Genomic DNA, 14,833 nt, shown 5'->3' with positions numbered 1-14,833 from the left:
CATGTAGACACGCAGCGGCCGCGACGGCTCCCCCTCCGCGCCGCCGCGGCCGCTCCCCGTGCGGGTGAGGTCTTAGTTGGGCTTCGGCGCCGACGCATGGTTGTCGAGCGTGGTGATCTCTTCGCCCGAGGCGTGGTTGTCGAGCGTGGTCACGCCTCCGCCGGAAGCGTGGTTGTCCTGGGTCACGGCGACGCTGGCTTCGGCGTCGGATGCGTGGTTGTCCTGCGGCTTGAGCAGATCGTCCTTGGTCTTCTTTGTTTCGCTCATCGTCGTCAGCTCCCGTGAGTCAGTCCGTGCAAAAGGTCGGCGATGCCCGTCCGGCGGTTCCCCCGTGGATCGCCGGACGGGCATCCTGGAGCCGTTCACCCTACGGGCACGGCCTCACCGTCGATCCGTCTGCCCCCCGACGCGACGGCTCGATGAAGTAGAGAGTGTCCTCCCGCGATAAACGAACGATGAACGCCCTGACTAGAACGAACGATGACCGCCCTGACTAGGCGGCGGCCGGTGCAAGCAAGCGACGGGCTTCCTCCGCCTCGGGCGCACCCAACTGTTCATAGATGGCGAGTGCTTCGATCCAGCAGGCCCTGGCACGGTCGGGTTGGCCGATGCTGTCCAGCGCCTTGCCGAGCACCGTCAACACCGTGCCTCGGCGCCACTCGCCGCCGATGCCACGCAGAGCGATTGCCTGCTCCGCGTGGGCCGCCGCTTGGGTAGGCCGCCGCGCGGCAAGATGAGCCTCGGCCAGCCGAAAGTGCGTGACGCCCTCCCAGAGCGGCTGGCGGTTGTCATGGAACAGTGCGAGTGCCTCGGTGAGCTGGTTCAAGGCCTCGGACAACCGGCCGGCTTGCGTCAACGCGATGCCCAGGGCGTACCGTCCGTTGGCCAGGCGAAGACTGAGCCCCATGCGGTCGTAGATGTCGATGCCTTGCTGTGCGAGCTCTATCGCACTGGCCATGCGGCCGAGGGAGACGTGGATGCGAGAAAGGTTGCACAGAGCGCTTGCCTGGCCGACGTCGTTGTTGTCGGCCCGGAAGTTCTCTATGGCCAGGAGCAGGTGCTGTTCGCCCTCCTCGTGCCGTCCCTGGTAGATCGCGATCACGCCGCGGTCGTTGGGTGCCCAGCAGTTGGGGACGGGGTCCTCGGCCGAACTCGCGAGCTCCATGGCCTGTCGCGCCTCGTCATCGGCCTCATCGAATCGGCCCGCCACGATGTGAACATTGGTGATGGTGGTTCTGGCCCGGCCCTCCGCGTGTGCGTCGCCGCAGGCTTGGGCCGCGTCCCGCGTTGCCAAAGCTGCCAGTTCGTACTGTTTCGAGTTTGCTCCCGACTCCGCCAAGTCCTTCGCGGCCCACAGCAGATCCACCGCTCTGCGTAGCATGCTGTGACTTGTCGACTGCTGTGCGCAGGCCAAAAGACAGTTCGCCTCGGCGTAGAGCCAGTCCAAAGCGGCATGGCGGTCATCGAACTTGAGTCCCGGGTACTGCGTCGGCTGCAAATGCGCGACCAGCCGATCCCCCGGCCGCTCCAGCGCATACACCCCCGCCGCCGTCGCCAGATAGAAGTCCAGCAGTCGCGACAGCGCCAATTCGCGCTCCTCGGGAGGCTGTTCGTCGCGCTCGGCGCAGGAGCGGGCGTAGAGGCGTACCAGGTCGTGGTAGCGGTAGCGGCCCGGGGCGGCCGATTCCAGGAGGCTGGTGTCGACCAGGGCCTCCAGGAGGTCCTCCGCCGCGTGGGCCTCCAGGTTCAGCAGGGCTGCCGCCGCGGCCAGGGAGATGTCGGGGCCGTCGGCGAGGCCGAGGAGGCGGAAGGCGCGGGCCTGGGCGGGCTCCAGCTGGCCGTAGCCGAGTTCGAAGGTGGCCTTCACCGCGAGGTCGCCGGCCTGGAGCTCGTCCAGGCGGCGGCGTTCGTCGGCGAGTTTGGCGGCCAGGACCGAGACCGTCCAGGTGCGGCGGGCGGCCAGGCGGGAGGCGGCGATGCGGATGGCCAGGGGGAGGAAGCCGCAGGCGGCGACCACGTCGAGGGCGGCCTCGCGCTCGGAGTTGATGCGCTCCTCGCCCACGATGCGGGTGAAGAGCTGGAGCGCCTCCTCCGGTGACATCACGTCCAGGTCGACCAGGTGGGCGCCGGCCAGGTCGACCATGCGGACGCGGCTGGTGACCAGGGCCGCACAGCCCGCGGTGCCGGGGAGGAGGGGGCGGATCTGGGCCGCGTCGTGGGCGTTGTCGAGGAGGACCAGGACGCGGCGGCCGTCGAGCGTGGAGCGGTAGAGCGCGGCACGCTCGTCCAGCGAGTCGGGGATCGCCGAGTCCGCCGTGCCCAGGGCGCGCAGGAACGCGCCGAGGACCGTTTCCGGTTCGGCGGCCCGTGCGCCGGCGCCCTGGAGGTCCACGTACAGCTGACCGTCCGGGAAGTGCTGACGTGCCTGGTGGGCGACGTGCACGGCGAGGGTCGTCTTTCCGACGCCACCGATGCCGGCCAGCGCCGAGACGGCCATGACCGAACCCTCGGCGGTCGCCAGCCGGTCGCCCAGTTCGCGTACGAAGGAGGCGCGACCGGTGAAGTCCGGGACCGTGGCCGGGAGCTGGGCGGGGCGGACGGGTGCGGGGGCCGGGGCCGGTTCGTCGGCCGGACGGGCCAGTTCCTCGTCGGCCCGCAGGATGCGCTGCTGGAGCTGGGAGAGTTCGGGGCGCGGGTCGACGCCCAGTTCGTCGGCGAGCAGCCGGCGGGTGTCGGCGTACACCGCGAGCGCCTCCGCCTGGCGGCCGCTGCGGTACAGGGCGATCATGAGGAGTTCGCGCAGTCGTTCACGCAGCGGGTGCGCGGCGGTCAGCGCGGTCAGTTCGGAGACCGCCTCCGCATGGTGGCCGACCTCCAGGTCCAGGTCCAGGCGGGTCTCGGTGAGCTGGAGCCGCCACTCCTCCAGCCGGGTGCGCTGATACTCGGCGTACGGGCCGGGCACGGAGGCCAGGGCCTCGCCGTCCCACAGGCCGAGCGCCTTGTTGAACAGGGCGCGGGCCTGGGCACGGTCGCAGGCCGCACGGGCCTTGTCCGCCTCGGCCGCCAGTTCCTGGGCCACCGTCAGGTCGAGGGCGTCGCGCCTGGTCCGGATCGCGTATCCACCGGCGTCGCTGACCAGCGTCCGCGGGTCGAGGACCTTCCGGAGCCGGGAGGCGTACGTGCGTACCGCGGCGAGCGCCTGCGAGGGCGGGTCCTCGCCCCAGATGGCGTCGATGAGTTCGGAGGCGGTGGCGGTACGGCCGCCGCGCAGGAGCAGCGCCGTCAACAGGGCGCGCTGCTGCGGTGAACCGGACGGCAGCACCTCGCCGCCCCGCCATGCCCGTACCGGGCCGAGCACGGAGAAGCGCAGATCGGCGCCGTCGGCCGCCGCCTGTTGTGGAGCTCGCTGCTCCGGAACATGCATGCGCGGCCCGTGATCACGGTCCATTGCTGCCCCCTGCCCTGCTCGCCCCGCCGGTCCTGCCGATCGTGCTGGTGCTGTCCGTTTCGGATTGCCCGCCCATGTACCGGTCGGGTACGGGTGAATCCGGATTGTTCGCTACCGCTGGTATCGCGCTCAACAGTCTGCCTTGTCGGAGGCGGACACGTCAGCAGTGGGTGACTCTCTGCACAAGCCCTCGACAACGATTGTGGAACGTGGGCCGGTACAGATAGCTGACGGTTCGTCAGATCAACGCTACCGTGAAAGGCATGGAGACCTTCCCGGAGATCATCTCGGTGGACGACCACACGGTGGAGCCCCCTCATGTCTGGCGGGACCGGCTCCCGTCCAAGTACCTCGACCGCGGCCCGCGGATCGTCCGCGCACCGCTCAAGGAAATGACCTTCATGGGCGGCAAGTTCGCACCCGTGATGGGCGCGAAGGGCGACGACGGGCCGATCGGCGACTGGTGGGTGTACGAGGATCTGCACCGCCCGCTCACCCGGCTCGACACCTCGGTCGGCTACGACCGGGACGAGATCAAGCTGGAGGTCATCACGTACGAGCAGATGCGCCCGGGTTCCTTCTCGGTTCCCGACCGGCTGGCCGACATGGACGTCAACCATGTCCAGTCCGCCCTCTGCTTCCCCACCTTTCCCCGCTTCTGCGGCCAGACCTTCACCGAAGCGAAGGACCGCGAGCTGGGGCTGCTCGGGGTGCGCGCGTACAACGACTGGATGGTGGAGGAGTGGTGCGGGCCCGAGGCGCGGGGCCGGCTCATCCCGCTCACCCTGATCCCGCTCTGGGACGCCCGGTTGGCCGCGGACGAGGTCCGGCGGAACGCCGCGCGCGGTGTACGCGCGGTGGCGTTCTCCGAGATACCTCCGCATCTGGGGCTGCCGTCGATTCACACGGACGAGTGGGACCCGTTCCTGCGGGCCTGTGACGAGACCGGCACGGTCATCGCGATGCACATCGGCTCGTCCTCGAAGATGCCGTCCACCTCGGCCGACGCGCCACCCGCCGTCGGGTCCACCATCACCTTCGCCAACTGCTGCTTCTCGATGGTCGACTGGCTGATGAGCGGCAAGTTCGAACGGTTCCCGAACCTTCGGATCATGTACGCGGAGGGCCAGATCGGCTGGATTCCGTACATCCTGGAACGCGCCGACGTGGTCTGGGAGGAGAACCGGGCCTGGGGCGGCGTCGCCGACAAGGTCCATCGCCCGCCGTCGGAGCTGTTCGCCGAGCACGTCTACGGCTGCTTCTTCGACGATGCCTTCGGGCTGAAGAACCTGGACGCGATCGGCGTCGGGAACGTCCTGTACGAGACGGACTACCCGCACTCCGACTCCACCTGGCCCAAGTCGCGCGAGGTCGGCGAGGCGCAGATGGGGCATCTGGACGCCGACGTCGTGGACCGGATCGTGCGCCGCAACGCGATCGACCTGCTGGGGCTGACGGACGACGGGCTGTGGGCAGGGCCCGGAGGAGGACGGTAGGGGGGAGGAGGAAGGGAACGTGACACTCCCGGCGCCGGGTGTCACGTTCTCTTCCACCCATGGGTGTCCGGAGCGGGTCAGGCCCTGGTGATCGGCTCCTGGAGTTCCGTCACCCACTCGTCCCGGTCCTCGGGGCATTCCAGGCTGATCTCGCGGGCGTATCCCGTGGACCGGTAGCCGTTGGCGTCGATCCAGCGCGCCAGGGTCTGGGCCGTCGGCAGTACGCCGTTCATCGAGCCCCGGTGCACCACGGTCGCCGCCTCGAACGGGGGCAGCTCGACCACCGTGATTCCGGTGTCCCCGAGCGGGCCCGCCGGGGCGGAGACCGTCACCCCGGCGTGGACGACGACCGCGCCGCCACCCTGCGGAGCGTCCTCGTAGTGCGCGATCCCGGGTCCGCTCGGGCTGACGCCCACCGTGGCCAGCAGCGGGAAGAGCCGGTCGTACAGCGGGCCGATCACCGGAGTGATGTGCTCCGGCTCGAAGCCGGCCGCGGTGCCGGTCAACTCGGCGACCCGTACCGGGGCAATACTCTTGACCACCACATCGTCCGCAGACATGTGTCCCTCGCTCTCGATCGACCGGAGCCTCGCCTCGACCCGCTCAAGCCGTGCGGCTGCCGCCGCCATGGCCTCCTCCAGCTCCGCACGCCGCAGCCGCAGCATCCCGCGCAGTTCCTCCGGCCCCACCTGCTCGTCGAGGACGCCCCGCACCTGCTGGAGCGTGAAGCCGAGATCCTTGAGAGCGATGATGCGGTTGAGGCGGGCGAGCTGGGCGGCGCCGTAGAGGCGGTACCCGGTGGCGGGATCGGTGCGGTCGGGGTGCAGGAGCCCGATGGCGTCGTAGTGGCGCAGCATCCGGGCCGACACCCGTCCGTACCGGGCGAAGTCTCCGATGGTGAACATGATGGCTCCACTGCACCGCTTCACACGGTGTCAAGGTCAAGCGCCGCAGCGTCGCGGTCCACGGCGTCGTGGGCGCCGAAGCGCTCCCACGGCATATCGCCCGTCTCCCGGAAAAGGGCAGGAGCCCCGTTCCCCGCCGAAGCGGAGGAGCGGGGCTCCTTGGGTAATGCTGACCGGCCGCGATCGGCCGACCCGGGCAACTAGGCCGGGGTGACGTTCTCAGCCTGCGGACCCTTGGGTCCCTGAGTGACGTCGAAGTTCACGACCTGGTTCTCCTCGAGGGAGCGGAACCCGGACGCGTTGATCGCGGAGTAGTGAACGAAGACATCCGGGCCGCCGCCGTCCTGGGCGATGAAGCCGAAGCCCTTTTCAGCGTTGAACCACTTGACGGTTCCGGTAGCCATAAGCCCTCCTTGGGCCAAAGGGTTGCCCTGCTCCAGAACCTGCAAACAAGTCTGAAAACTACAAAAGCCTGCGGGTTACATGCTCCGCAGGCTCTGTACTGCAAGGGAAACCAAACTGCAACTTGCGTCGAGCCTAGCACGCAGCATGTAGGGAAGGGTAGAGGGAAAGATCACTTCACCCGGATGTTTGATTGCCGTGCCGATGAGCTGACGAAGAGGGTGTCCCGGAGGGTCTCGCGAGGGGTGTCGTGAACGGCCCGCGAAGGCGCCTTCAAGGGGTACGGGCAGGGGTGCGGGCAAGGCTTCGGCGGGTTGCCCGGGGTGGGATCCGGCGACGCCACGCGTACCCGGTGCCGCCCGGGCGACACCACGGGTCTAGCCTCGCGACGTGGACAATTCAATCGTCTCAACCGTCGCAGGCGACGACCGTCGCAGCAGGCCGCGCGTCGGCCACATCCAGTTCCTGAACTGCCTCCCCCTGTACTGGGGACTGGCGAGAACCGGAACCCTGCTCGACCTGGAGCTCTCGAAGGACACCCCGGAGAAGCTCAGTGAGCAGCTGGTCAGGGGCGATCTGGACATCGGCCCCATCACGCTGGTCGAGTTCCTGCGCAATGCCGACGACCTGGTCGCCTTCCCGGACATCGCGGTGGGCTGCGACGGGCCCGTCATGTCCTGCGTGATCGTGTCGCAGGTGCCGCTGGACCAGCTGGACCGGGCCCGGGTGGCGCTCGGTTCCACCTCGCGCACCTCCGTGCGCCTGGCCCAGCTGCTGCTCGCCGAGCGGTACGGGGTCGACCCGGACTACTACACCTGCCCGCCGGACCTCGGCCTGATGATGCAGGAGGCGGACGCCGCCGTGCTGATCGGCGACGCCGCGTTGCGCGCCAACCTGCACGACGCGCCCCGGCTCGGCCTCCAGGTCCACGACCTGGGTCAGATGTGGAAGGAGTGGACCGGGCTCCCGTTCGTCTTCGCGGTCTGGGCGGCCCGTAAGGACTACCTGGCGGCCGAGCCCCACCACGTGAGCAAGGTGCACGAGGCCTTCCTGGCCTCGCGGGACGTCTCCCTGGAGGAGGTCACCAAGGTCGCGGAGCAGGCGGCGCGCTGGGAGGCCTTCGACGCGGAGGTGCTGGAGCGGTACTTCACGACCCTGGACTTCCGCTTCGGCCCGGATCAGCTGGCCGGCGTACAGGAGTTCGCACGCCGGGTCGGTCCGACGACCGGCTTCCCGGCGGACGTGAAGGTCGAGCTGCTCGGCGGCTGACCGGACGAGGGACGCGGGAGGGGACGGGGCGGAGTGCGGCGCGGACGCGGGGTGTGCCGGGCGCGGGAATGGGCCGGGATATAGGTGAATCCCGTACCTCCGGGTCCGATATCGCTTCCCGCCCCTTCTCCCCTGTTCTTCTCTCCGCCCTTCTCCCGCCCCTTCCTCCGGTCCGGCACCCGAATCGATTCGGGTTAATACGCGTCGAATAGCCGATTCCCGGACGGCGTCCGGGGTGAGTCCCGGTCGTGTACCGGAATCGCTCGGATGAACGACGTATTCACGCCTTTTGTTGTGTCGAAAGCCGTTGTTCGTTCCCTTACGGGGGAAATCGGCGGATGGTTTCCTCTGTGACCCGATGACCTTCGCCCCTAGGCTTCGGTCGGAGGTCCGGCCGGTCCACAGGGGGAGTCCATATGCAGCCGCTGGAAGCCGGCGAACCGCTGACCATCGGTGCCTACCGATTGCTCGGCAGGCTCGGTGCGGGCGGCATGGGCCGGGTCTATCTGGGGCGCAGCGCGGGCGGACGTACCGTCGCGGTAAAGGTCGTGCATCCCCATTTCGCTCTCGACGAGCAGTTCCGGGCCCGCTTCCGGCGGGAAGTGGACGCGGCGCGGCGGATCGGTGCGCAGTGGTCCGCGCCCGTCCTGGACGCCGACCCGGACGCGCCCATCCCGTGGGTCGCCACCGGCTACGTGGCCGGGCCACCGCTGTCCGCCGCGGTCGACGAGCACGGGCCGCTGCCCGACCACGCGGTACGGACGCTGGGTGCCGGACTGGGGGAGGCCCTGGCGGCGGTGCACGCGCAGGGCCTCATCCACCGTGATGTGAAGCCGTCCAACGTACTGCTCGCCCTCGACGGCCCCCGGCTCATCGACTTCGGCATCGCCCACGCCATCGGCGCCACCGCCTCTCTCACCTCCACCGGGGTCACGGTCGGCTCGCCCGGCTACATGGCGCCGGAGCAGATCCGGGGCGTGGACATCTCGGGCGCGGCCGACGTCTTCTCGCTCGGCGCGGTGCTCGCGTACGCGGCGACGGGTAGCGCCCCCTTCCTCGGCGACTCCTCCGCCGTACTGCTCTACAAGGTGGTGCACGAGGAGCCCGAGCTGGGGGAGTTGGACGGGGAGTTGCGGGACGTCGTCGCCGGGTGCCTGGCGAAGGAGCCGGAGGACCGGCCGACCCCGACGGAGCTGGCCCGGCGGCTGGCGCCGGGCGGGGCGGCGGCGCTGGTGGCGGCGGGCTGGCTGCCCGGCCCGCTCGTGCGCGAGGTGAGCCGGGCGGCGGTCGCGCTCCTGGATCTGGAGCCGCAGGACGCGCCGGTGCAGTCGGGGCCGGTGCCGTTCAGCAGTGCGGCGTGGGGCGCCAATGGTGCCGCGTGGGGCGCCAATGGTGCCGGTAGTGCCGTCGGTGCGGATGGTGCCCAGAGTCCGGACGGGGGGAACGGTGCGAACGGTCGGGGTGGTGCGGGTGGTGGGTTCGGCCCGCCGGTCGAGCCGGCCCTGTCGCATGAACCGACCCGGCCGCCCCGCCCGAACGGGCCGCCGTCGTGGCCCGCGACCGCCGGTACGGCCGAGCCGGCCGGTCCGTCGGCGACACCCGGGCCGGCCGGGCTGCCCGGGCAGCGCGCGTCCGACCCCCACTTCTCCGTCACCGTCAGCGCGGACTCCGGCCCGGCCCGCGCCGATGCGAACCGTGGCCGCCGGCTGAGCTGCACCGTCGCACTCGCCGTGGCGGGCGCGCTCGCCGCCGTGACCGTGGGCAGTGCGTACCTGTTCGATCTGATGCCGGGCGGCGGCGACCGGGACGGCGCCGAGAACGGTGGTGTCGGCCGGACCCCGTCCGCCGCCACCCCCTCCACGGAACCCTCGCGGACCTCGGGCACGGGCACGGGTGGCCCGGGCCAGGTCACCGAGCTCCCGAAGGAGTTCGTCGGTACGTGGAAGGGCCCGCTCACCGAGAAGACCACCAGGCAGTCGCACGGCACGCTCACCGCCGTGTTCACCGCCGGGAAGAAGGGCGCGGACGTGGTCCGCATGACCACGGAGGTCTCCGCTCTCGGAGTGACCATCCGCTGCAACAGCGTCGCCCGCCTCTCCTCGGGCACGGACAAGGAACTGACGCTCCGCGAACGCGCCGATCCCGAACGCCCCGGCGACCCGACCTTCTGCACGTCCACCTCCACCGACGTCCACTTCACGCGCGCCGCCGACGGGACCCTCCGCTTCCGGTCCGAGGAGAGGGGCGCGGGGCTGCCGTACGGCACGCTCAGCCGGTCCGGCAGCTGACGCCGACAGGGGCTGGCGTAGGGTGAACCGGTCCGTAGATCCGTTGAAAAACCGCCGAAAGGTGACAGCCCGGTGACCGAGAAGGCCGACCTCCAGCCCATCCTCGACCGAGCCGCCGAAGGCGGTCGGATCACTCCGGAGGAGGCGCTCGACCTCTACCGCTCGGCGCCGCTGCACGCACTGGGCGCGGCCGCCGACGCCGTACGCCGCCGCCGTTACGCCGGTACGGAGCACATCGCGACGTACATCATCGAGCGCAACATCAACTACACGAACGTGTGTGTCACGGCCTGCAAGTTCTGCGCCTTCTACGCCGCGCCCAAGGACACCGCCAAGGGCTGGTCCCGCGATCTCGACGACATCCTGCGCCGCTGCGCGGAGACCGTCGAACTCGGCGGTACGCAGATCATGTTCCAGGGCGGACACCACCCGGACTACGGCGTCGAGTACTACGAGGAGCACTTCTCCGCCATCAAGAAGGCGTTCCCGCAGCTGGTCATCCACTCGCTGGGCGCATCCGAGGTCGAGCACATGGCCCGGATCTCCAAGGTTTCCGTGGAGGAGGCCATCCAGCGCATCCACGCGGCCGGGCTCGACTCCTTCGCGGGCGCGGGCGCCGAGCTGCTGCCGGCCCGGCCGCGCAAGGCGATCGCCCCGCTCAAGGAGTCCGGCGAGCGCTGGCTGGAGATCATGGAGGCCGCGCACCGCCTCGGCGTCGAATCCACCTCGACCATGCTGATGGGCACCGGCGAGACCAACGCCGAGCGTATCGAGCACCTGCGGATGATCCGCGACGTGCAGGACCGCACCGGCGGCTTCCGCGCGTTCATCCCGTACACGTACCAGCCCGAGAACAACCACCTGAAGGGCCGGACGCAGGCGACGCTCTTCGAGTACCTGCGGATGATCGCCATCGCCCGGATCTTCCTGGACAACGTCGCGCACATCCAGGGCTCCTGGCTGACCACCGGCAAGGAGGTCGGCCAGCTGTCGCTGCACTACGGCGCCGACGACCTCGGTTCGATCATGCTGGAGGAGAACGTCGTCTCCTCGGCCGGTGCCAAGCACCGCTCCAACCGGCTCGAAATCATCGACCTCATCCGCAAGGCGGGCCGTGTGCCGGCCCAGCGCGCCACGACGTACGAGCACCTCGTCGTGCACGACGACCCGGCGAACGACCCGGTCGACGAGCGGGTGGTCTCGCACATCTCGTCCACGGCGATCGAGGGCGGCACGGCACACCCGGAGCTGAAGCTCCTCGACGCCAACTAGCCCGTCCGTGCTGACGATCCACGCCGCCGACGCGGTGCACGGTGCCCCGGAAGGCTCGGACTCCGTGGCCGTGGACGGCGGCGTGGTCGTCGCCATCGGTGCGTACGGGGAGCTGACCGCCGCCCGTCCGCAGGCCCGGATCCGGCGTTGGTCCGGGCTGATCACCCCGGGACTGCTGAACGCGGGGGCACCGGCGCTGCTGGAGGCCGCCTACCACCCGGACCCGCGCGAGGCGGACGAGCTCGGCAGCGACCCGCTCACCGGTGACGCGCTCACCGCCCTCGGCATGGACGACGCCCGCTGGGGCGCGAGCGCCCGGCGCGGACTGCAACGCATGCTGCGGCACGGCACGACCGCCGTGCGCGGCCCCTTCACCCGCCCCGCCGTACGCACGGCGGTCGCCCGCTCGGGGCTGCGCGTGCACGCTCCGGGCCCGGCGCCGGAACACGTGTCGCTGGACCCGTTGGCGTCCGTACGGGAACCGGCCGACGCGTTCGCCGCGGTCCTGGCTGTCGGCGGGCCGGCGGATCTGGCGGTGTTCGCCGCAGGGGACGCGGCGGCGCTGCGCACCGCGGGCGCCGGGAGCTGCGCGGCGACGGTGCTCGGCGGACGGCTGGTCTTCCGCCGCAGCTGAGGGATGTCACGGCACGGAAGGGCCGCCCAGGTAGTGGCCCTTGGCGTCGTACGGCCAGGCGTTGGAGACGCACCCCTTCAGACCGTAGATCTGCTGCATCATCGCGGGGGCGGGCCGGCCCTTGCCCGGGCAGGTCTCGTGGCCGTGGCCCAGCCAGTGCCCGACCTCGTGGTTGATGATGAGGGCCCGGTAGTCGACGAGCGGGCCGTGGAATTCGGGCGATCCCTGCTGCCAGCGCTTGAGGTTGACCATGACGTCGGTGCCGACCCGGCAGTTGACCTCGCCGTGGGTGTCGAGGCCGCTCCGCCCGCAGACGGCGTCGGTGGTTCGGGGCGTGGCGATCCGGATGACCAGTCCCGCCGGGCCGTCGGCGACCTGACGGAAGGTGTGCTCGCCGTGGTGCGACCAGCCCCGTGGCGAGGCCAGGATGCGGGCGATCTCGGCGGCGGCCAGGTCGGGGTCGACTCCCGAACCGTCCTCCACCTCGACCCGGTAGGCCTTGCCCTTGCGGGTGTCCGAGGAGTCCGAGGCGCCGGCGCGGGCGACGGTGAACCTCCCGGTGTGCGACGAGCTCCCGGGCGCGGACGACGCGGCCGCCTTCCCGTCGCCACCGGCGCTCCACCGGGTCCCCGCCACCGCGGCGAAGATCAGCGCCGCCGGGACGACGAAGGCGACGATCAGCCGGCTGCGGCGGCGCGCACCTTGTGCGGACATCTGGGCCCCCTGGCTCCTGGTGACTCGGTGCTCCCCTCTGTACTGACTGCCGGTGGACCGAATTGGTTCAGTCCACCCGGGCCCCGGTCACGACCGGCGCGAAGCGCCGCGGACCGGGCTGCTTGAATGGGTGGGTGACCCGAGCTTCCCTGGACAAGCAGCCGCACGAAGTCGCCACGATGTTCGACGGCGTGGCGGCGAACTACGACCTCACCAACGACGTGCTGTCGCTCGGCCAGGCCCGGCTGTGGCGCAAGGAGGTAGCGAAGGCGGTGCACGCCCGGCCCGCCGAGAAGGTCCTCGACCTGGCGGCGGGCACGGCGACGTCGTCGCTGCCGTTCGCCGCGACGGGCGCGTACGTCGTGCCCTGCGACTTCTCCCTCGGCATGCTGCAGGAGGGCAAGAAGCGCAACTCCTGGCTGCCCTTCACCGCGGGCGACGCCACCCGGCTGCCGTTCCGCGACGAGACCTTCGACGCCGTGACGATCTCCTTCGGGCTGCGCAACGTCCAGGACACGGACGCGGCGCTGCGCGAGCTGTACCGGGTGACCAGGCCGGGCGGCCGGGTGGTGATCTGCGAGTTCTCGCAGCCGACGTGGGCGCCGTTCCGCACGGTGTACACCGAGTACCTGATGCGGGCGCTGCCGCCGGTCGCGCGCGCGGTGTCGTCCAATCCGGACGCGTACGTCTATCTCGCCGAGTCCATCCGGGCCTGGCCCGACCAGGCCGGGCTCGCGGCGAAGCTCCAGCAGGCCGGCTGGTCCAAGGTCGCCTGGCGCAATCTCACCGGCGGTGTGGTGGCGCTGCACCGGGGCGTACGTCTCTGAAACAACGGGCCGGTGCAGCCCGTTGACGGGAAACCGGGAGATGGCGCCGGCCGGTTCCGTGCTCCCGCCCGCAGCTGTACGGAGGGCCCGGCCGACATCGGGGAGCCCTTCGGAAAGTTGCCCGGCGGGCCCCCATAGACTGCATGGGACAGGTGCCGCGCGGCACGCGATTTCGAGTCCTCGGGAGATCCGACCGTGACCGAGCCCCTCTCCGGACACAGCGCGGACGTGATCGTCGTCGGGGCTGGCCCGGCCGGTTCCACGACCGCGTACTACCTCGCCAAGGCCGGCCTGGACGTCCTGCTCCTGGAGAAGACGGCCTTCCCCCGGGAGAAGGTCTGCGGCGACGGCCTCACCCCGCGCGCCACCAAGCAGCTCGTCTCCATGGGCATCGACATCTCCGAAGAGGCCGGCTGGCTGCGCAACAAGGGCCTGCGCATCATCGGCGGCGGCGTCCGCCTCCAGCTGGACTGGCCGGATCTCGCCTCGTACCCGGACTACGGACTGGTCCGAAAGCGTGACGACTTCGACGAGCAGCTGGCCCGCCAGGCGCAGAAGGCGGGCGCGCGGCTGTACGAGCGCTGCAATGTGGGCGCCCCGATCGTCGACGACCGCACCGGCCGCATCACCGGCGTCAACGCGAAGCTCGGCGAGGAGAAGACCCCGGTCACCTTCCACGCCCCGCTCGTCGTCGCCGCCGACGGCAACTCCACCCGGCTGTCGCTCGCGATGGGCCTGCACCGCCGCGAGGACCGCCCGATGGGCGTGGCCGTGCGTACGTACTTCACCTCGCCCCGCCACGACGACGACTACCTGGAGTCCTGGCTGGAGCTGTGGGACCGCCGCGGCCCCCAGGACCGGCTGCTGCCCGGCTACGGCTGGATCTTCGGCATGGGCGACGGCACGTCCAACGTCGGTCTCGGCATCCTCAACTCCTCTTCCGCCTTCAGGGAGTTGGACTGGCGCGAGGTTCTCAAGGCGTGGTGCGCGTCCATGCCGGAGGACTGGGGCTACACCCCGGAGAACATGACGACGCCGATCCGCGGCGCCGCCCTCCCGATGGCCTTCAACCGCCAGCCGCACTACACCAAGGGCCTGTTGCTCGTCGGTGACGCGGGCGGCATGGTCAACCCGTTCAACGGCGAAGGCATCGCGTACGCCATGGAGTCGGGCCAGATCGCCGCGGACGTCATCGTCCAGGCGCATGCCCGCGCCACCCCGGCCCAGCGCGAACTGGCGCTCACCAACTACCCGAAGGTGCTCAAGGAGACCTACGGCGGCTACTACACGATGGGCCGCGCCTTCGTGAAGCTGATCGGCAACCCGAAGGTCATGAAGGTCGCCACCCAGCGCGGGCTGACGCATCCGCTGCTGATGAAGTTCACGCTGAAGATGCTCGCCAACCTGACCGACCCCACGGGCGGCGACGCGATGGACCGCATCATCAACGGTCTGTCGAAGGTGGCCCCGAAGGACCTGATGGGGCGGCTGTCCCAACAACTCCTGAGCGGGTCGGTCGGCGTCGATGACGCGCTGCGGCAGCTGGCCGACTCCGACCGGGCGGGCTGACCCCGTGCC

Annotated in this window: 11 protein-coding genes and 1 pseudogene; 7 read left to right on the top strand and 5 right to left on the bottom strand. The window is 70.4% G+C overall.

The genetic code is table 11. The annotated features are described in order from the left end of the window. Positions 1 to 72 precede the first annotated feature (72 nt). Positions 73 to 267: a sigma-like protein gene (locus ACFU8Q_RS29170; protein WP_384459161.1), complete on the bottom strand. Its 195-nt coding sequence runs from the start codon at positions 265 to 267 to the stop codon at positions 73 to 75. A gap of 226 nt (positions 268 to 493) precedes the next feature. After that, positions 494 to 3,448 (bottom strand): BTAD domain-containing putative transcriptional regulator, encoded by a 2,955-nt coding sequence (locus tag ACFU8Q_RS29165; RefSeq protein ID WP_384459159.1) that lies wholly within the window; start codon positions 3,446 to 3,448, stop codon positions 494 to 496. Positions 3,449 to 3,711: 263 nt separating this feature from the next. Between ACFU8Q_RS29165 and ACFU8Q_RS29160 the strand changes: the two genes are divergently transcribed. Beyond that, entirely contained in the window at positions 3,712 to 4,944 is a 1,233-nt protein-coding gene (locus tag ACFU8Q_RS29160) for an amidohydrolase family protein (protein WP_384459156.1), read from the top strand. Positions 4,945 to 5,021: 77 nt separating this feature from the next. On the opposite strand, the gene ACFU8Q_RS29155 is transcribed toward ACFU8Q_RS29160, so the two are convergent. Together ACFU8Q_RS29155 and ACFU8Q_RS29150 are read right to left on the bottom strand one after the other, a co-directional pair. Beyond that, positions 5,022 to 5,849, bottom strand: a complete 828-nt coding sequence (locus tag ACFU8Q_RS29155) for a MerR family transcriptional regulator (protein WP_384459153.1) — start codon at positions 5,847 to 5,849, stop codon at positions 5,022 to 5,024. A gap of 200 nt (positions 5,850 to 6,049) precedes the next feature. Beyond that, a complete protein-coding gene (locus tag ACFU8Q_RS29150; RefSeq protein WP_003967102.1) occupies positions 6,050 to 6,253 on the bottom strand; it encodes a cold-shock protein in 204 nt (67 codons plus the stop codon). A gap of 388 nt (positions 6,254 to 6,641) precedes the next feature. Here ACFU8Q_RS29150 and ACFU8Q_RS29145 point away from each other — a divergent pair, with 388 nt between their 5' ends. The 4 genes from ACFU8Q_RS29145 to ACFU8Q_RS29130 all read left to right on the top strand — a co-directional run bounded on the left by ACFU8Q_RS29145 (position 6,642) and on the right by ACFU8Q_RS29130 (position 11,714). Next, positions 6,642 to 7,520 (top strand): menaquinone biosynthetic enzyme MqnA/MqnD family protein, encoded by an 879-nt coding sequence (locus ACFU8Q_RS29145; protein ID WP_384459150.1) that lies wholly within the window; start codon positions 6,642 to 6,644, stop codon positions 7,518 to 7,520. Positions 7,521 to 7,936: 416 nt separating this feature from the next. After that, on the top strand, positions 7,937 to 9,808 hold the full coding sequence (locus ACFU8Q_RS29140; RefSeq protein WP_384459147.1) for a serine/threonine-protein kinase: 1,872 nt from the start codon (positions 7,937 to 7,939) through the stop codon (positions 9,806 to 9,808). A gap of 72 nt (positions 9,809 to 9,880) precedes the next feature. Beyond that, positions 9,881 to 11,080, top strand: coding sequence for a cyclic dehypoxanthinyl futalosine synthase (gene mqnC / locus ACFU8Q_RS29135; protein ID WP_384459144.1), 1,200 nt, complete (start codon positions 9,881 to 9,883; stop codon positions 11,078 to 11,080). Between the two features lie 7 nt (positions 11,081 to 11,087). Continuing rightward, positions 11,088 to 11,714 (top strand): hypothetical protein, encoded by a 627-nt coding sequence (locus ACFU8Q_RS29130; RefSeq protein ID WP_384459141.1) that lies wholly within the window; start codon positions 11,088 to 11,090, stop codon positions 11,712 to 11,714. Positions 11,715 to 11,720: 6 nt separating this feature from the next. Here ACFU8Q_RS29130 and ACFU8Q_RS29125 read toward each other — a convergent pair whose 3' ends face one another. Next, positions 11,721 to 12,428, bottom strand: a complete 708-nt coding sequence (locus ACFU8Q_RS29125; RefSeq protein ID WP_384459138.1) for a DUF3152 domain-containing protein — start codon at positions 12,426 to 12,428, stop codon at positions 11,721 to 11,723. 134 nt (positions 12,429 to 12,562) lie between these two features. Between ACFU8Q_RS29125 and ACFU8Q_RS29120 the strand changes: the two genes are divergently transcribed. Then, a complete protein-coding gene (locus ACFU8Q_RS29120; protein ID WP_384459132.1) occupies positions 12,563 to 13,255 on the top strand; it encodes a demethylmenaquinone methyltransferase in 693 nt (230 codons plus the stop codon). 195 nt (positions 13,256 to 13,450) lie between these two features. Further along, positions 13,451 to 14,728, top strand: a pseudogene (locus ACFU8Q_RS29115) (geranylgeranyl reductase family protein); the annotation flags it as partial. Positions 14,729 to 14,833 lie beyond the last annotated feature (105 nt).

The organism is Streptomyces sp. NPDC057543, assembly GCF_042801895.1.
Taxonomy (GTDB): domain Bacteria; phylum Actinomycetota; class Actinomycetes; order Streptomycetales; family Streptomycetaceae; genus Streptomyces.
Note: the sequence above shows the minus strand (reverse complement) of the source record. Positions and strands in the feature narration are given on the sequence as shown.